Origin of the sequence: Qiania dongpingensis (assembly GCF_014337195.1) — a bacterium.
Lineage (GTDB): Bacteria > Bacillota > Clostridia > Lachnospirales > Lachnospiraceae > Lientehia > Lientehia dongpingensis.
On record NZ_CP060634.1, the window covers coordinates 1,178,428 to 1,195,090 of the forward strand.

The window sequence follows — 16,663 nt, forward strand, 5'->3', positions numbered from 1 at the left end:
CCGATTTTATGGTAAAATGGATCAGAATAACGAAATATCCTTTACTGGCTGATTTTTTATATGAAGCTATTTTTCTGCCAGACGGTATAGAACCACCCCCAAAATCTATTATATACGCCCCTGAATTGCAGGTGTATATCGACTGTTTTGGAGAAAAGAAAGATGATATGGGATTAGTCGCGGAAACGGGCGGAAAAGTCATAGGCGCCGTTTGGGTTCGTATAATGAAAGACTACGGGCATATCGATTATAAAACACCATCATTCGCAATCTCGCTTTACAAGGAATATCGAGGACTCGGAATAGGTACAAAGCTAATAAAAGAAATGCTGGCCTTACTAAAAAGCAGTGGATATGAGCGAGCATCGCTTGCCGTTCAAAAAACAAATTATGCTGTAAAAATGTATCAAAAGTTAGGGTTTGAAGTTATTGACGAAAACGAAGAAGAATACATTATGTTTTACAATCTATAAATTCAACCGGTTTGCCAGGTCTGTCTGACTCCCCTTGTTGAGAAACCGTGTCGGACACTATTATCTGACTAAAAAAACAGCCATGCCAAAGTACTCTCACCTTTGCATGACCGCTTTGCCTGTGCTGCTTAAAACCATTGCCTGAACAACACGTTTCTTTTTTCACGCGGCAGAGAAGATTCGAACTCCCGACACCTTGGTCCGTAGCCAAGTGCTCTATCCAGCTGAGCTACTGCCGCACGTCATTCCAAAAACCTATTATAATACATATTTCCAAAAATTACAAGCTTTCCGTTTAATTTTTTAAAACAGTGCCGGCGACCGGAATCGAACCGGTACGGCTTTAAAGGCCGCAGGATTTTAAGTCCTGTGCGTCTGCCAGTTCCGCCACGCCGGCATGATGTCTTGTTAAAACAACGGAACAAAACTTGTAAAACGACCCGGATGGGGTTCGAACCCACGACCTCCGCCGTGACAGGGCGGCGCTCTAACCAGCTGAGCCACCGGGCCAAAATCTGACACTATAAAACTGATGATATGATTTATCTGCTTTTGTGGGAAAAGAGTGGACCTTCGGGGACTCGAACCCAGGACCGACCGGTTATGAGCCGGTTGCTCTAACCAACTGAGCTAAAGGTCCAAATAAGAAGCAAAGCCGATGATCGGACTCGAACCGATAACCTGCTGATTACAAATCAGCTGCTCTGCCAATTGAGCCACATCGGCAAAATCATTCAAGTGACTCCAAGGGGATTTGAACCCCTGTTACCGCCGTGAAAGGGCGGTGTCTTAACCGCTTGACCATGGAGCCTCATGTCTGCTAAAAAACTCCGTGGAGCCTGCTGACTTCCCGTGCACAGCTCAAAACACCACACGGGGAAACTATCTCATTCTCTTATACTCAACGAAACGATAATACCATAAACTCGGGGGGTTTGCAAGAACTTTTTTCTTTTATCTGAAAAATTAACACTTTTTCTTTTAGGGCATAAGTCTCCAAGGTACTATCCCGGATGTCTTACTCATATATTTTAGCAATACTGCCTCTGGTGAGTGCCATGAACAAATCCTCTCAAAGAAAAAAAATCATCACACGGATCTTTATTTTTGCCCTGGCCTATCTGGTGGGATATGCGGCCGCCCGTTTTACCCGGCCGGCCCCCTCCAAAGCCGTATCCTCTTCTGCGGAAAGTAACTGGGGACTCAGCTTCCAACAGGAAGGAAAAGCGCCTGTCGGCAATGCTACCGCCGATTATCTGAAGAAATTCAACGCCTATTTCGTCCAGGAGACCGAAGATAAAGTGATCTATCTGACCTTTGACGCCGGATACGAAAACGGCAATACGGCCGCCATTTTGGATGCGCTGAAGAAGCATCAGGCGCCGGCCACCTTCTTTGTGGTGGGGAATTACATAGAAACAAGCCCGGATCTGGTCAAACGCATGGTAGAAGAAGGCCACACCGTCGGAAACCATACGTACCATCATCCGAATATGTCCCAGATCTCCACAAAGGAAGCCTTTCAAAAGGAACTGGGAGACCTGGAAAAGCTCTTTGAGGAAACCACCGGTCAGACTATGACTAAATTTTACCGGCCGCCTCAGGGAAAATACAGCGAGAGCAATCTTCAGATGGCCAATGAAATGGGCTACCGGACCTTTTTCTGGAGCCTGGCTTACGTAGACTGGTATCAGGACGATCAGCCCACAAAAGAAGCCGCCTTTGAAAAGCTTCTGGGACGTATCCATCCAGGAGCGGTCGTTCTCCTCCACAGCACCTCCTCCACCAATGCGCAAATCCTGGATGAACTCCTGAGCAAATGGGAGGAAATGGGCTATCATTTCGATTCCCTGAATAATCTGCCCTCCTAGATTTCAGCGTTATTATCTCAATTTGCTATGATACGCAGCTTTGCAGTTCTATTTTCCGCGGCAGGCCTTCAGGGCCTGCTGCCACAGCTCCAGCTTCTTGAGCCTTTCTCCATCCTCCATCTGACGCTCATATATGGTCACGGGACGGCCTGCCCACAAGGTCCTCGCCTCATACATCCCACATTTCAGCCCTGCCATATAGGCGGCCCCCAATGCAGAATATTCCTCCATCTCCGGCGCCAGGACACGGCTCCCCGCCATATCACTCTGAAACTGCATCAGATAACGGTTGCGTGTAGGACCGCCGTCCACATGAAGCTCTTCAATGGCAAGGCCGCTGTCTTTCTCCATTGCTCTCATTACATCCGTGATCTGAAATGCAATACTTTCCACCGCCGCCCGGATAATTTCATTCCTTCCTGTGGTGCGGCTCATACCATAAAGCATTCCTCTGGCGTCATTGTCCCAATAGGGAGCCGACAACCCGGTAAAGGCAGGCACCAGTACCGTGGTATCTATGGGATTGGCATCCGCTGCTGCCGGTTCCAGTTCTCCCAGCTCCGAGAGCAATTTCAGGTCATCCTTCAGCCAGGTGATTACTGCTCCGGTGTAATTGATGTTTCCCTCCAGCACATAATTCACCACACCGTCTATCCCCCAGGCAAGGGAAGTGGCAAGACCGTACCGGCTTTCTTTAAAGCTGGTCCCGATATTCATCATGACGGAGGAGCCGGTGCCATAGGTGGTCTTGCTCATCCCTTTCCGATGGCAGCCGTGAGCAAACAACGACGCGTGAGAATCTCCCATAGCCGAAAGAATCGGAACGGGCGCATCAAAATATCCGTCCAAATCCGTCTCCCCGAACACACTGTTACTGTCGCATATTTCAGGCAGTATCTCTAGCGGCACTCCAAAAAAACCGCACAGTTCCTGATCCCACTCAAGGGTATGAAGATTGAAAAGCTGGGTACGGGAAGCATTCGAATAATCGGTCTTAAAGGATTTTCCGCCGGTGAGCCGGTAGAGCAGCCAGCTGTCCACCGTTCCAAGGCAGATTCCTTTATGGCCTTTAGCCCCCCAATGCTCATGGTTTTCCAGCAGCCATGCCATCTTTGCCGCAGGAAAGAAGGGTGACAGGGGAATCCCCGTCTTCTGGCGAATCTGCTCTCCATATTCTGCAAGCCGCTCTGTGATCTCTCTGGCGCGGCCGCACTGCCACACCACCGCATTTTCCAAAGCACGGCCGCTTTTATCCCACATAACCGTCGTCTCTCTCTGATTGCTGATGCCGACAGCACGAATGGCTTTCTTAGGAACCTGGTGCTGTTCCATCACATCCCGCACCGCCAGTACCACATTTTGATAGATTTCCTCCGGGTCATGGGAAACCCAGCCCAGACCGTTCACAAGCTGGACATGCCTCCGATCCGCCCGTCCGGCAATATTTCCCTGCTCGTCCACAAGTACCGCCTTGCTTCCCTGAGTACTCTGGTCGATTCCTATGATATATGTCATACCGTCTTTCTCCATCCACTGATCCCCATCATCAAAGCTCTCCGTCCATCAAAAGCATCTGTTTTACTCTGGCTGCGATTCCCTCTGCCGTCAATCCGTACTCCCGCAGCACCTCGGAACCGCTCCCTCCAATTAAATGGCGGTCCGGCAACGCCATATTTACGACTTGTTTCGGGCAGTTGGCCGATACGATCTGTGCCACCATGCTCCCCAGGCCACCGTAAGGAGAATGTTCCTCCACCGTAAGGATACATTTGCTGTTCTTCGCTGCCGCGATCACAGCCTCCTCATCCATGGGTTTTAAGCAGTACATATCAATGATCCCTGCCGAAATGCCCTCCTGATCCAGCATATGTGCGGCTCTCACCCCAGGGCTGACCATCTCCCCGCATGCAATAATGGTCACGTCAATACCCTTTTTCAGCACCTGTGCCTTGTCCAGGATAAACTTCATATCCTCTCTGTACACATCCTCAGAAGCGGAGCGGCTCACACGCACATAAGCCGGATCCATGTCCTTTAATAGAGCCTGAATCAGCTTTTTTGTTTCAAACCGATCACAGGGCAGATATACACGCATATCCGGCAGCGCACAGAATGCCGCAATATCCTGGCAGGAATGATGGGTCATGCCCAGAGCGCCGTAGCTGACACCGCCGCTGATTCCTAGAAGAGTTACATTTGTTTTGGAGTAGGCCACATCTACCTTGGCCTGCTCGTAGCTCCTGGTGGACAGGAAACTGGCCGGAGACGCCGCAAATACCTTTTTCCCGCAGGCAGCAAGTCCTGCCGACATTGCCACCAGATTCTGCTCTGCAATGCCCGTCTCAACAAACTGCTCCGGAAATTCTCTGGCAAAGGGCGCTAAGGATGCAGAATCCCTGGAATCGCTGCAGACCACCACAATCTCCCTGTCCTCTTCTGCCGCCTCCAGCAGTACCTCACAAATTACTTGTCTGTTGCTGATTGCTTCCATCTGTCTGCTCCTCCTTTCCGTATTGTGTCTCATCCAGTATCAGGCCCATGGCCGCCGCCTGTACCCTTAGATCTGCAAGCGCCTGCCGATACTGCTCCCCGCTCATCACGCCATGATGCCATGACACATTATTTTCCATATAGGAAATGCCCTTTCCCTTCACTGTATGGGCAATCACCGCCGTCGGCTTTCCCTTTAAGATTTTCGCTTTATCATAAGCTGCCAGCAGCTGACCGCAGTCATTTCCATCAGCCACCTCGATCACATAAAACCCAAAATCCTCAAACTTTCGGCTAAGCTCGGAGCTGTCCATAATCTCCTTCGTTGGACCGGAAATCTGCAGTCCGTTTACATCCACTGTTACGCAAAAATTGTCCAGCCCATAATGGCCCGCCGCCATCATGCCCTCATAATTGGAGCCCTCGGCCATCTCACCGTCCCCGCACACCACATAGGTGCGGTATTCCTGGCTGTTCATTCGCGCCGCTAAGGCCATGCCCATGCCCACAGAAATACCGTGGCCCAGGGAACCGCCGTTTAATTCGATCCCCGGAACATCCATATTGGGATGGCCGATAAAGCGGGAACCGTATTTGCTGAAGGTAGTAACCGCCTCCTGCTTCTCGTAATAGCCCATATCCCCCAGCACACAGTACAGGGCGTCGGCACAGTGGCCCTTGGACAAAAGGAAACGGTCACGGTTCGCGTCCCCGCTCCGCTCCGGCGATAGATTCATCACGCCATAGTATAAGACAGTCAGTATATCGATCACGCTCAGGTCGCCGCCCACATGGCCGGATTTAGACTGATAGACCATTTCAATAATATCTCTGCGCAGCTGATGGGCCTTTCCGGCCAGCTCCGCCGCATTCATTTTCTTTTTCATAGACCCTCCCTTAAACTCCATGAATGTAATCTTGAACCTCTGCCTCATTATCATCGTACAGATCCGGTGTGATGCCAATGTATTTACACGCTTCATAAAGCACCGGGACCACATTCTTGTGGATGCCCACACAGTGGTGTATATAGGGACCTTCCACGATTTTTGCCTCCAGCCGTTTCCAGTTCTCCACCTCAACCCATACATAGGTGCCCTTGGTATAGGGGCCGTCCACTCCTTTGGCACTGCCCAGAAGCAGCGAATATTCACCGTTGTCTCCATCAAACCGGCACAGTGTCATTTCGCCGTGCTTTGCCTCAGCTTCCACAGCGCCCGGATGATCAAAAGCCAGAGGATAGCCGATGGTGGGGCGGCAGGAGGCACAGCTGATGGGCCACGGACCGCAATGCTGCAGCAGCTCTCCATTTTCATTGTCCGGGTGTCGCACTGTCCAATCTGCAAAAAAAGTTCGGGCCTCGTCCATGCCTGCCGCCTCGCAGAGAACCGCTGTTACAGCTCCGTGGATATCCGTCTCGCAGACCACCGGGAAGCCTTCCTCGTTCAGCAGGCTGTTGGCGGCGCAGGGCATGATTCCGATCTCTCCCTGCAGCGCATTCCAGCACTGGATGGCTGCGGCATTGCACCCATATTTTTCTGCCAGCCTGCGGATCGCTGCCTTGAGAGCCGCTACGTTGAGAAGCTCCTCTTCCTGGATGGCAATGTTGAAGTTTGCCCTGCAGTATGCAACAACCTTGGCTGCCTCAGTGCCTTCCGCTTTAGCCAGACGCATCTCTGCTGTCAGCTCCGGCAAAGGAATGGGAGACAGCTGAATGTTGTACTTCTCCAGTAATTCTCCTTCGTTACACATGGTGGACCAGAAGTCAAAGGGCCTGGGACCAATCTGCAAAATCCTGGTATTCTGGAAGGCCTTCACCACGTTACAGACAGCCAGGAAATTCTTCACCCCTCGTTCAAACTCTGCATCCTCCAGGCAGCAGTTACACAAATAGGTAAAGGGTACCTGGAACCTGCGTAAAACCTTTCCGGTAGCGAAGAGCCCGCATTGGCTGTCCCGAAGACGGATTCCATTCTCATCCGGACGCTCATCCCGAGGTCCCCACAGCAGTACCGGCACATGCAGCTCCTTCGCCAAACGCGCAGCCTCATACTCCGTGCCGAAATTCACATGAGGAATAAACAATCCGTCGATCTTTTCTCTCTTGAACTTTACTGCGATCCGAATTCTGTCATTGTCATCGTGCAGCAATCCATCCTCTGAGATATCGTCAATATCTACAAATTCCACGCCCAGCTCCCTTAATTTATGCCTTGTTAAATTGGCATACTTTACCGCATCCGGCGCAGAAAAAATACTTCTCCTGGTCGGCGCAAGTCCGATCTTGATCTTAGCCATTTCTTTCTCCTCCATATATTCAGCCTTTATTCCATGTCTCTATTATAAAATTGGCATAGCTTAATTTCATTTTAAAATTAAGTATTTTTTACTTAATTAGTAGCTTAATTCTTGCATTTTACAACCAAATCATGGATAATTATCCTCATAGAAAATACGTTTTTCATTTTTAGAATTTACAGGAGGACACTATGGGAATCACTGCAAAGGAGCTTGCGAAAAAATTGAAATTATCAGAAGCCGCCATTTCCATGGCCTTAAACGGGAAATCCGGGGTCAGCACTGAAACCCGCAGGACTGTGATAGAAGCCGCGGAAAAATACGGCTATGATTTTACCCGAATTTCCGGCCGTACCAAAAACTGCGGTTCCATCACCTTCGCACTATACCGGAAACATGGGGCAATTGTTGCAGACACGCCTTTTTTTTCCGAATTGTCAGAGGGTATCCAGCAGAAATGCAAGGAAGAGGGGTATAAGCTTAATATCATTTATCTTTATGGAGATGAAACCATAGAAAATCAAATTGAGGATATTCAGTATTCCGACTGTATCGGCCTGATTCTTCTAGGCACCGAAATGCACCCGGAGGATTTTGCGCCCTTTTCCAGCCTGAAGCTTCCATTGGTGCTTTTAGACGTATACCTGGACAATGTCCAACGTGACTGCGTGCTGATCAATAACCTCCAGGGCGCCTACCGAGCCTGTGACTATCTGATCTCCCGCACCAAAAAGCAGCCCGGATATCTGCGCTCCTCCTATTCCATCAGCAATTTTGAAGAGCGGGCCGACGGCTTCTACAAAGCGGTCAGGGCACACGGCATGTCCTCCTCCAAATCCATTGTCCATTCCCTCACCCCTTCCATTGAGGGAGCCTTCGCTGACATGTCCGAGATCATCCAGAGACAGGAGGAACTGGCGGAATGCTATTTTGCAGACAATGATCTGATCGCCATCGGAGCCATGAAGGCACTGCAAAAGGCAGGCTACCGTATCCCGGATGATATCGCCATCATCGGATTCGATAACCTGCCTATGAGCAGCTACGTGGAGCCCTCTCTGACCACCATCAATGTACCAAAGCGCTATATGGGAGAGATGGGGGCGGAGCATTTAATTCATCTGCTGAACGCCCGTCAGTTTGTCCCTGTGAAGCTGGAAGTGGGCATCAACTTGGTGAAGCGGAGGTCGGTTTGAAAAAAGTCCCTTAAACCATAACGTTTTACGGTGATGAGGAAAATATTTTAGCTCTGTACTGCGACCTTGTCTTATCTCCGCAAACAGGACAATGTACCCATTCTGTATGTTCCATACTGAACCACTTTCTAATTTTCAATATCAATACTCTTTTTGTGTTGAATATGTATACCAATATGACCGATCCCTAAGATAAACGTTGCTATCAACATATATATGACCTTTCCATAGATTCCCAACATAAAAAATGCGATAACCGGCAGAGCCGCCCCGGCAAGTGGTATACCTAAAAAGCTACTGTAAAAGTCTGATAATGTGCGTTCGCTCAGAAAATAACGAATCCACCATGCTTCATACATTATCATTAAAATGAAAGCTACGATCAGCCATAAAGACCAGAGCGTCCATTTATGAATATTAAAACTGGAAAACACCAATGAACAGCAACAAGTCAATATTTCTCCCAATCTTTCAAAAACCAGTAAGATTTTATTTTCCTTTTTAGCTGTATATCCCTGTGGTATTCTTTTTGACCACATTACATTGGGAATAAATAACATCAACAAAAAAAGTAATCCTATATATGAAAATCCAAAATTTCCAAACATACAGTTATCCCCCGGCTAAAAGTTTTCTTGCTTCCTTACATCATTCTAAATATGTTTGAAAGGTGCATAATAACGTGAAAAGACGGTACAGCCCTTGTAGGTGGGGCCATACCGCCTAATTTGAAATTACTTCCTTATAACTAAAAACCATAACGTTTACAGGACTTCTAAAGCTCCCCGAGTAGGGCTCGAACCTACAACAACTCGGTTAACAGCCGAGTGCTCTACCATTGAGCTATCGAGGATCATCTCTGAAGGTTAGTCTGCCCGCCTTCCGGCCTTCCCATACCTTCAAAACTGCACATTGTCATCCATCTGTCAAAGCCTTCCTAAACCGCCTGGACAAGCCCTCGGCCGATTAGTACTGGTCAGCTCCATACATTGCTGCACTTCCACCTCCAGCCTATCTACCTCGTCGTCTTCAAGGGGCCTTACTAGCTCTCGCTATGAGATATCTCATCTTGAGGGGGGCTTCACGCTTAGATGCCTTCAGCGTTTATCCCTTCCCGACTTGGCTACCCGGCCATGCGCTTGATGCGCAACCGGTGCACCAGAGGTCAGTCCATCCCGGTCCTCTCGTACTAAGGACAGCTCCTCTCAAATATCTTTCGCCCGCGCCGGATAGGGACCGAACTGTCTCACGACGTTCTGAACCCAGCTCGCGTACCGCTTTAATGGGCGAACAGCCCAACCCTTGGGACCTACTTCAGCCCCAGGATGCGATGAGCCGACATCGAGGTGCCAAACCACTCCGTCGATGTGAACTCTTGGGAGTGATAAGCCTGTTATCCCCAGGGTAGCTTTTATCCGTTGAGCGATGGCGTTCCCACTTAACACCACCGGATCACTAAGCCCTACTTTCGTACCTGCTCCACCCGTCGGTGTCGCAGTCAAGCTCCCTTCTGCCTTTGCACTCTTCGGATGGTTTCCGTCCATCCTGAGGGAACCTTTGGGCGCCTCCGATACTCTTTCGGAGGCGACCGCCCCAGTCAAACTCCCCGCCTGGCATTGTCCCACCGCCGGCTAACGGCGGCTGGTTAGAAACCCAATATCGCAAGGGTGGTATCCCAACAACGGCTCCAGAAGGACTGGCGTCCTCCCTTCTTCGCCTCCCACCTATCCTGTACATGCAATACCGGATCCCAGTGCCAAGCTGGAGTAAAGCTCCATGGGGTCTTTCCGTCCTGGCGCAGGTAACCAGCATCTTCACTGGTACTTCAATTTCACCGGGTGCATTGTTGAGACAGTGCCCAAATCATTACGCCTTTCGTGCGGGTCGGAACTTACCCGACAAGGAATTTCGCTACCTTAGGACCGTTATAGTTACGGCCGCCGTTTACTGGGGCTTAAGTTCAATGCTTCGCATTCGCTAACATCTCCCCTTAACCTTCCAGCACCGGGCAGGCGTCAGCCCATATACCTCACCTTTCGGTTTCGCATAGACCTGTGTTTTTGCTAAACAGTTGCTTGGGCCAATTCTCTGCGGCCTCTCTCGAGGCACCCCTTCTCCCGAAGTTACGGGGTCATTTTGCCGAGTTCCTTAACAATGCTTCTCCCGTCGGCCTTAGGATTCTCTCCTCATCCACCTGTGTCGGTTTACGGTACGGGTGCAGTATGAGCCATAGCGGCTTTTCTCGACAGCTGGTATGGAAGCTTCCCTACTTATTTTCGGTCCGCGTTACGGCTTTGGATTGCCGGACGGTTTTTCCTATCCGACTCCTCTTCCGCTTGCACCGGTCTTCTCATTCCCGGCTCTTCCTTCCCCTCTGTGTCCCCACAGTTCTGTCATACTGCAGTACAGGAATCTCAACCTGTTGTCCATCGGCTACGCCGTTAAGCCTCGCCTTAGGTCCCGACTCACCCAGGGCAGATCAGCTTTACCCTGGAAACCTTAGATATTCGGCCGGTAGGATTCTCACCTACCTCTCGCTACTCATTCCGGCATTCTCTCTTCTTGATCGTCCACAGCTCCTTCCGGTACTGCTTCTTCCTATCAAGAATGCTCCTCTACCACCCTCTTAAAGGGTCCTCGGCTTCGGTGGTGTGTTTCAGCCCCGGACATTTTCGGCGCAAGGCCTCTCGACTAGTGAGCTATTACGCACTCTTTCAATGTATGGCTGCTTCTGAGCCAACATCCTAGTTGTCTTTGAAACCTCACATCCTTTTCCACTTAACACACACTTTGGGACCTTAGCCGGAGGTCTGGGCTCTTTCCCTTTTGACTGCCCAACTTATCTCGTGCAGTCTGACTCCCGTGCAGCATCTCTATGGCATTCGGAGTTTGATATCCTTTGGTAAGCTTTGACGCCCCCGCGGGAATTCAGTGCTCTACCTCCATGAGACTAACACGAGGCTAGCCCTAAAGCTATTTCGAGGAGAACCAGCTATCTCCGGGTTCGATTGGAATTTCTCCCCTATCCACACCTCATCCCCACCCTTTTCAACGGATGTGGGTTCGGTCCTCCACGGGATTTTACTCCCGCTTCAACCTGGACATGGATAGATCACCCGGTTTCGGGTCTGCCTGTGCTGACTCAACGCCCTATTAAGACTTGGTCTCCCTTCGGCTCCGCGCTCCCCGCGCTTAACCTCGCCAGCACCGGCAACTCGCCGGACCGTTCTACAAAAAGTACGCGGTCGTGCTCATATGGCACTCCCACAGCTTGTAAACACAGGGTTTCAGGTTCTCTTTCACTCCCCTCCCGGGGTCCTTTTCACCTTTCCTTCACAGTACTATGCGCTATCGGTCACTAAGGAGTATTTAGCCTTGGGGGGTGGTCCCCCCGACTTCCCACAAGGTTTCTCGTGTCTCGTGGTACTTTGGATCCCGCTCGCTGGATTCCTATTTCGCATACGGGGCTTTCACCCTCTCTGGCTGGCTTTCCCAAAACCATTCTGCTATAGATCCTCCTCACTTATCGCGGTCCGTAACCCCCAGGTGCACGCACCCAGGTTTAGGCTCCTCCGGTTTCGCTCGCCGCTACTCCCGGAATCGACTTTTCTTTCTTTTCCTCCGGCTACTTAGATGTTTCAGTTCGCCGGGTTCCCCTCCATACGTTATGGATTGGCGTATGGATACTGGAGGGCTCCTCCAGTGGGTCTCCCCATTCAGACATCCATGGATCAATGGATATTTGCTCCTCCCCATGGCTTTTCGCAGCTTATCGCGTCTTTCTTCGGCTCTTAGTGCCAAGGCATCCACCCTGCGCTCTTTTTCGCTTGACCAGGTTTTCCCTCACAGGTAGCGTCCCGTGAGCCTGGCTTAGGTTTTTGCTTTGTTTTGAAATTGAATTGGTTTAAATCATTTCAATTTTTGATGTCTTTTCCAATGTGCAGTTTTCAAGGTACGGCGTTTCTAAAAGCTCTCTTTTCTGCTTGAAAAAAGGCTTTCCTGGAGATGAAGGGATTCGAACCCTTGACCCCCTGCTTGCAAGGCAGGTGCTCTCCCAACTGAGCTACACCCCCATACGGGCTTCTGGTCATCTCTATCGTTTTTTCTCTTTTGGTCTTTCTTTGATCTTTCCTTGGTTCCTTCTTGCATGGGCTTAAGCGGGCCTTACCTCCTCAAGCTCATCTTTCCTTGGTCTTTCCTACATGGGCTTAAGTGGACTCGAACCACCGACCTCACGCTTATCAGGCGTGCGCTCTAACCAGCTGAGCTATAAGCCCAAAATTCTGGCACCCACCTGCTCTCCCATGCCGTCTCCAGCATAGTACCATCGGCCGTTCAAGTCTTAACCTTCGTGTTCGGGATGGGTACGGGTGTTTCCCCTGAACGTATCGGCACCAGAAATTCCGTTATCCAGTTGTAAGTGCACAGGCAGGATGGCCTGACCAGGAAGCTCGCTTCCTGAGGATGGGCTCCTCACCTGTATACGCGGCTCTGCCGCGAACGAGAGGGCTGCGCCCTCGAGGTGCACTTTCCCCGATAACTCAACAGCATATTCCAACTCCCTTACTTCTTCTTCCTTAGAAAGGAGGTGATCCAGCCGCACCTTCCGATACGGCTACCTTGTTACGACTTCACCCCAGTTATCGGTCCCGCCTTCGGCAGCTCCCTCCTCTCGGTTGGGTCACTGACTTCGGGCGTTACTGACTCCCATGGTGTGACGGGCGGTGTGTACAAGACCCGGGAACGTATTCACCGCGGCATTCTGATCCGCGATTACTAGCGATTCCAGCTTCATGTAGTCGAGTTGCAGACTACAATCCGAACTGAGACGTTATTTTTGGGATTCGCTCCACCTCGCGGCTTCGCTTCCCTCTGTTTACGCCATTGTAGCACGTGTGTAGCCCAAATCATAAGGGGCATGATGATTTGACGTCATCCCCACCTTCCTCCGGGTTATCCCCGGCAGTCTCCCTAGAGTGCCCAGCTTCACCTGCTGGCTACTAAGGACAAGGGTTGCGCTCGTTGCGGGACTTAACCCAACATCTCACGACACGAGCTGACGACAACCATGCACCACCTGTCTCCTCTGTCCCGAAGGAAAGGGAACGTTACTTCCCGGTCAGAGGGATGTCAAGACTTGGTAAGGTTCTTCGCGTTGCTTCGAATTAAACCACATGCTCCACCGCTTGTGCGGGTCCCCGTCAATTCCTTTGAGTTTCATTCTTGCGAACGTACTCCCCAGGTGGAATACTTACTGCGTTTGCTGCGGCACCGAGGGGCTTTGCCCCCCGACACCTAGTATTCATCGTTTACGGCGTGGACTACCAGGGTATCTAATCCTGTTTGCTCCCCACGCTTTCGAGCCTCAGTGTCAGTTACAGTCCAGCAGGCCGCCTTCGCCACCGGTGTTCCTCCTAATATCTACGCATTTCACCGCTACACTAGGAATTCCGCCTGCCTCTCCTGCACTCCAGCCTGGCAGTTCCAAAAGCAATCCGCGGGGTTAAGCCCCGGGTTTTCACTTCTGGCTTGCCATGCCACCTACGCTCCCTTTACACCCAGTAAATCCGGATAACGCTTGCCCCCTACGTATTACCGCGGCTGCTGGCACGTAGTTAGCCGGGGCTTCTTAGTCAGGTACTGTCATCTTCTTCCCTGCTGATAGGGCTTTACGTACCGAAATACTTCTTCACCCACGCGGCGTCGCTGCATCAGGGTTTCCCCCATTGTGCAATATTCCCCACTGCTGCCTCCCGTAGGAGTTTGGGCCGTGTCTCAGTCCCAATGTGGCCGGTCACCCTCTCAGGTCGGCTACCGATCGTCGCCTTGGTGGGCCTTTACCTCACCAACTAGCTAATCGGACGCGGGTCCATCTCATACCACCTCGGTTTTTCACACTCGGCCATGCGGCCATGTGCGCTCATGCGGCATTAGCAGCCATTTCTAGCTGTTATTCCCCTGTATGAGGCAGGTTACCCACGCGTTACTCACCCGTCCGCCGCTCAGTCACAGAATGGGTCCTCCCGAAAGATTCTCCTCTCTGTGCTTCGCTCGACTTGCATGTGTTAAGCACGCCGCCAGCGTTCATCCTGAGCCAGGATCGAACTCTCATGTTCTGATCTCTTGGTCTTAAGATAAGCTCTAGCTTTTTCTTTATCCCATTTACTTACTTTTAAGGTCGATGCTCTCGCATCGGTTCTCTGAAACTTCTTTTTTAAGAATTTTCAGGGGTTGGAATATACTGTTCAGTTATCAAGGTTCTCTTGCCGGTTCTCCATTATGATAGAAAACCGAGCGGAGAAGGAGGGATTTGAACCCTCGCGCCGCTATTAACGACCTACTCCCTTTCCAGGGGAGCCCCTTCAGCCTCTTGGGTACTTCTCCATCAGCCTGAATCCATTTAATATCATAAAATCTTTTGTAGTTTTAGTTCCTGGACTTATGAAAAATCCTGCGCGGAGAGGGTGGGATTCGAACCCACGCGCCCTTGCGGACAAACGGTTTTCAAGACCGCCTCGTTATGACCACTTCGATACCTCTCCAAAAGTGTGCTCAACTACTTTACCACACCAGAAAAGGCTTGTCAATAGAAAGTCTTCGATATTTTTAAAGAATTTCAAGAATTCGTTCATTTCCGTTCTCATGCCTACGCAACAGAGTTGATTTTACCATTAATATTCCAATCTGTCAATCCAAAAAACAAAAGTATTTAGGCATATTATAGCTGTTTGACAATTCTGTCATCAGATATTAGAATAAATGAAAGTTACCCCGCAATTAATTACTTTTTGAAATAAATTTTACCACGGTATTTATATTGAAATAATAAGGGAGGTTAATATGGAAACGAACCAATATCTAATTGAACACTACAGCAATCATTACGATGAAGACAGCCGTCTTGAATCAAGGCATGGCTCAGTTGAGTTCCTCACAACAATGCATTATATTTCCAACTATATAAAACCCGGCGACCGTGTGCTGGAGATTGGCGCAGGGACCGGACGATATTCCCATGCGCTGGCGCGTCAGGGATATAAGGTTGACGCTGTTGAGTTGGTCGAACATAATATAGAAATATTCCGCCGAAATATCCGGCCGGAAGAAACAATATCTGTCGTACAAGGAAACGCTTTAGATCTGTCTATTTTTCCGGATAATAAATACGACATCACGCTGCTGTTGGGCCCGCTGTATCATCTATATAATAAAGAAGATAAACGGCAGGCTCTTAATGAAGCAATCCGCGTAACAAAACCGGGAGGCGTGATCTTTGCCGCCTATGTCATATCGGACGGTTGTCTCCTTGATGAGGGATTCAAACGCGGCAATATCAATGTATCGGAATATATTGAAAATGGATTGATCGACCCTCAGACCTTTGCGGCCAAATCCGAGCCAAAGGATCTTTTCGAGCTCGTCCGCAAAGAAGATATTGATGAACTGATGTCTGTCTTCCCTGTATCCCGTCTGCATTACGCCGCGTCAGATGGATGTGCCTTATTTATGCGTGAAGCGGTGGACGCAATGAATAGAGAAGAATTTGAGTTATATTTAAAATATCACCTTGCCACCTGCGAACGCGAAGACCTGCTTGGCGTTACTAGCCACGCGGTGGATATATTCAGAAAATAGATAATTCGAACGATATGCCATCACACAATCAATTATGGATTTCGGAGATAATGAGTATGAATTTTAAAAACACCCCCAGATTGGAAACAGAAAGGCTGATACTGCGAAGATTTGTTGAAGAAGACCTGAATGCTCTATTTGCAATTTACAAAGATGAAAAAGTAAATCAATACCTGCCGTGGTTTCCGCTGAAGACAATGGAAGAAGCCAGTTGTTTTTGGCAGAAACAATACGTCAGTGCTTACAGACTGGACCGCGCTTATAAATATGCGATTTGTTTGAAAGATAATAATATCCCAATCGGATATATACACGTAAGCATGGACGATAGTCATGACCTGGGTTATGGATTATGTGAGGAGTTTTGGCACAAAGGTATCGTGACCGAAGCAGCTAGGACAGTTATTGAACGAGTTAAGGCAGATGGAATCCCCTACATCACCGCCACACATGACAAAAATAATCCCCGAAGCGGAGGTGTGATGATCCAGTCGGGTATGAGCTATCAATATTCATATGAGGAGCAATGGCAGCCCAAAGACATTTTTGTCATCTTTCGTATGTATCAGTTGAATCTGGATCATAAAAAGGACAGGGTATACAAAAAATACTGGGATAATTCTGCCGTCCATTTTATAGAAAAAGAGGTGTGACTTCTTTTATTTGATTCCCCCCTTGTGACCGGAGGGCTTTTCGGGTA

Annotated in this window: 11 protein-coding genes, 11 tRNA genes and 3 rRNA genes; 5 read left to right on the top strand and 20 right to left on the bottom strand. The window is 49.6% G+C overall.

Features of this window, described 5'->3' with window-relative positions; translation table 11 throughout:
• Positions 1-8 precede the first annotated feature (8 nt).
• Entirely contained in the window at positions 9-473 is a 465-nt protein-coding gene (locus H9Q78_RS05675) for a GNAT family N-acetyltransferase (RefSeq protein ID WP_249304751.1), read from the top strand.
• Positions 474-638: 165 nt separating this feature from the next.
• Here H9Q78_RS05675 and H9Q78_RS05680 read toward each other — a convergent pair.
• The 6 genes from H9Q78_RS05680 to H9Q78_RS05705 form a co-directional block, all read right to left on the bottom strand.
• Positions 639-712, bottom strand: a tRNA-Arg gene (locus H9Q78_RS05680).
• Between the two features lie 73 nt (positions 713-785).
• Positions 786-870 (bottom strand) — tRNA-Leu (locus tag H9Q78_RS05685).
• Between the two features lie 39 nt (positions 871-909).
• Positions 910-983 (bottom strand) — tRNA-Asp (locus H9Q78_RS05690).
• A 56-nt stretch (positions 984-1,039) separates the two neighbouring features.
• A tRNA-Ile gene (locus tag H9Q78_RS05695) sits at positions 1,040-1,113 on the bottom strand.
• A 13-nt stretch (positions 1,114-1,126) separates the two neighbouring features.
• A tRNA-Thr gene (locus tag H9Q78_RS05700) sits at positions 1,127-1,199 on the bottom strand.
• Between the two features lie 13 nt (positions 1,200-1,212).
• A tRNA-Glu gene (locus tag H9Q78_RS05705) sits at positions 1,213-1,284 on the bottom strand.
• 247 nt (positions 1,285-1,531) lie between these two features.
• On the opposite strand from H9Q78_RS05705, the gene pdaA reads away from it, so the two are divergent.
• Positions 1,532-2,344 (top strand): delta-lactam-biosynthetic de-N-acetylase, encoded by an 813-nt coding sequence (gene pdaA / locus H9Q78_RS05710; RefSeq protein WP_249304181.1) that lies wholly within the window; start codon positions 1,532-1,534, stop codon positions 2,342-2,344.
• Between the two features lie 48 nt (positions 2,345-2,392).
• Here the strand turns inward: pdaA and H9Q78_RS05715 are convergent, their stop codons facing one another.
• From H9Q78_RS05715 to H9Q78_RS05730, 4 genes are read right to left on the bottom strand one after another with little or no spacing between them, the layout of a single operon-like run.
• Positions 2,393-3,859 (bottom strand): FGGY-family carbohydrate kinase, encoded by a 1,467-nt coding sequence (locus H9Q78_RS05715; protein ID WP_330595273.1) that lies wholly within the window; start codon positions 3,857-3,859, stop codon positions 2,393-2,395.
• A gap of 31 nt (positions 3,860-3,890) precedes the next feature.
• On the bottom strand, positions 3,891-4,835 hold the full coding sequence (locus tag H9Q78_RS05720) for a transketolase family protein (protein ID WP_249304185.1): 945 nt from the start codon (positions 4,833-4,835) through the stop codon (positions 3,891-3,893).
• Positions 4,801-5,721, bottom strand: a complete 921-nt coding sequence (locus H9Q78_RS05725; protein ID WP_330595274.1) for a transketolase — start codon at positions 5,719-5,721, stop codon at positions 4,801-4,803. Before H9Q78_RS05725 ends, H9Q78_RS05720 begins: the two co-directional genes overlap by 35 nt.
• 10 nt (positions 5,722-5,731) lie before the next feature.
• On the bottom strand, positions 5,732-7,132 hold the full coding sequence (locus tag H9Q78_RS05730) for an L-fucose/L-arabinose isomerase family protein (protein ID WP_249304186.1): 1,401 nt from the start codon (positions 7,130-7,132) through the stop codon (positions 5,732-5,734).
• A gap of 191 nt (positions 7,133-7,323) precedes the next feature.
• Here H9Q78_RS05730 and H9Q78_RS05735 point away from each other — a divergent pair, with 191 nt between their 5' ends.
• Positions 7,324-8,328 carry a LacI family DNA-binding transcriptional regulator gene (locus tag H9Q78_RS05735; RefSeq protein WP_249304188.1) on the top strand — a complete coding sequence of 335 codons (1,005 nt, stop codon included), beginning with the start codon at positions 7,324-7,326 and terminating at the stop codon, positions 8,326-8,328.
• 25 nt (positions 8,329-8,353) lie between these two features.
• Here the strand turns inward: H9Q78_RS05735 and H9Q78_RS14620 are convergent, their stop codons facing one another.
• The 10 genes from H9Q78_RS14620 to H9Q78_RS05780 all read right to left on the bottom strand — a co-directional run bounded on the left by H9Q78_RS14620 (position 8,354) and on the right by H9Q78_RS05780 (position 14,870).
• Complete coding sequence (locus H9Q78_RS14620; protein ID WP_408635191.1) at positions 8,354-8,443, bottom strand: cysteine-rich KTR domain-containing protein; 90 nt, start codon at positions 8,441-8,443, stop codon at positions 8,354-8,356.
• A 13-nt stretch (positions 8,444-8,456) separates the two neighbouring features.
• Positions 8,457-8,936 carry a hypothetical protein gene (locus H9Q78_RS05740; protein WP_249304189.1) on the bottom strand — a complete coding sequence of 160 codons (480 nt, stop codon included), beginning with the start codon at positions 8,934-8,936 and terminating at the stop codon, positions 8,457-8,459.
• A gap of 173 nt (positions 8,937-9,109) precedes the next feature.
• A tRNA-Asn gene (locus H9Q78_RS05745) sits at positions 9,110-9,181 on the bottom strand.
• A 93-nt stretch (positions 9,182-9,274) separates the two neighbouring features.
• A 23S ribosomal RNA gene (locus H9Q78_RS05750) occupies positions 9,275-12,161 on the bottom strand.
• A 167-nt stretch (positions 12,162-12,328) separates the two neighbouring features.
• Positions 12,329-12,401, bottom strand: a tRNA-Ala gene (locus H9Q78_RS05755).
• A 130-nt stretch (positions 12,402-12,531) separates the two neighbouring features.
• Positions 12,532-12,605 (bottom strand) — tRNA-Ile (locus H9Q78_RS05760).
• Between the two features lie 4 nt (positions 12,606-12,609).
• Positions 12,610-12,727: ribosomal RNA gene (gene rrf, locus H9Q78_RS05765) — 5S ribosomal RNA — on the bottom strand.
• 182 nt (positions 12,728-12,909) lie between these two features.
• A 16S ribosomal RNA gene (locus H9Q78_RS05770) occupies positions 12,910-14,444 on the bottom strand.
• The 16S, 23S and 5S rRNA genes sit together here with 5 tRNA genes alongside, the layout of an rRNA operon.
• Before the next feature lie 179 nt (positions 14,445-14,623).
• Positions 14,624-14,712: transfer RNA gene (locus H9Q78_RS05775), tRNA-Ser, on the bottom strand.
• 72 nt (positions 14,713-14,784) lie between these two features.
• Positions 14,785-14,870: transfer RNA gene (locus tag H9Q78_RS05780), tRNA-Ser, on the bottom strand.
• 298 nt (positions 14,871-15,168) lie between these two features.
• Between H9Q78_RS05780 and H9Q78_RS05785 the strand changes: the two genes are divergently transcribed.
• Positions 15,169-15,963 carry a class I SAM-dependent methyltransferase gene (locus tag H9Q78_RS05785; protein ID WP_249304191.1) on the top strand — a complete coding sequence of 265 codons (795 nt, stop codon included), beginning with the start codon at positions 15,169-15,171 and terminating at the stop codon, positions 15,961-15,963.
• 56 nt (positions 15,964-16,019) lie between these two features.
• A complete protein-coding gene (locus H9Q78_RS05790) occupies positions 16,020-16,616 on the top strand; it encodes a GNAT family N-acetyltransferase (protein ID WP_249304193.1) in 597 nt (198 codons plus the stop codon).
• Positions 16,617-16,663 lie beyond the last annotated feature (47 nt).

Excerpts from the sequence above, each read along its gene's own strand:
- H9Q78_RS05675 (WP_249304751.1), top strand. The coding sequence starts at position 9 with ATGGTAAAATGGATCAGAATAACGAAATATCCTTTACTGGCTGATTTT.
- pdaA (WP_249304181.1), top strand. The coding sequence starts at position 1,532 with ATGAACAAATCCTCTCAAAGAAAAAAAATCATCACACGGATCTTTATT.
- H9Q78_RS05715 (WP_330595273.1), bottom strand. The coding sequence starts at position 3,859 with ATGACATATATCATAGGAATCGACCAGAGTACTCAGGGAAGCAAGGCG.
- H9Q78_RS05720 (WP_249304185.1), bottom strand. The coding sequence starts at position 4,835 with ATGGAAGCAATCAGCAACAGACAAGTAATTTGTGAGGTACTGCTGGAG.
- H9Q78_RS05725 (WP_330595274.1), bottom strand. The coding sequence starts at position 5,721 with ATGAAAAAGAAAATGAATGCGGCGGAGCTGGCCGGAAAGGCCCATCAG.
- H9Q78_RS05730 (WP_249304186.1), bottom strand. The coding sequence starts at position 7,132 with ATGGCTAAGATCAAGATCGGACTTGCGCCGACCAGGAGAAGTATTTTT.
- H9Q78_RS05735 (WP_249304188.1), top strand. The coding sequence starts at position 7,324 with ATGGGAATCACTGCAAAGGAGCTTGCGAAAAAATTGAAATTATCAGAA.
- H9Q78_RS14620 (WP_408635191.1), bottom strand. The coding sequence starts at position 8,443 with ATGGAACATACAGAATGGGTACATTGTCCTGTTTGCGGAGATAAGACA.
- H9Q78_RS05740 (WP_249304189.1), bottom strand. The coding sequence starts at position 8,936 with ATGTTTGGAAATTTTGGATTTTCATATATAGGATTACTTTTTTTGTTG.
- H9Q78_RS05785 (WP_249304191.1), top strand. The coding sequence starts at position 15,169 with ATGGAAACGAACCAATATCTAATTGAACACTACAGCAATCATTACGAT.
- H9Q78_RS05790 (WP_249304193.1), top strand. The coding sequence starts at position 16,020 with ATGAATTTTAAAAACACCCCCAGATTGGAAACAGAAAGGCTGATACTG.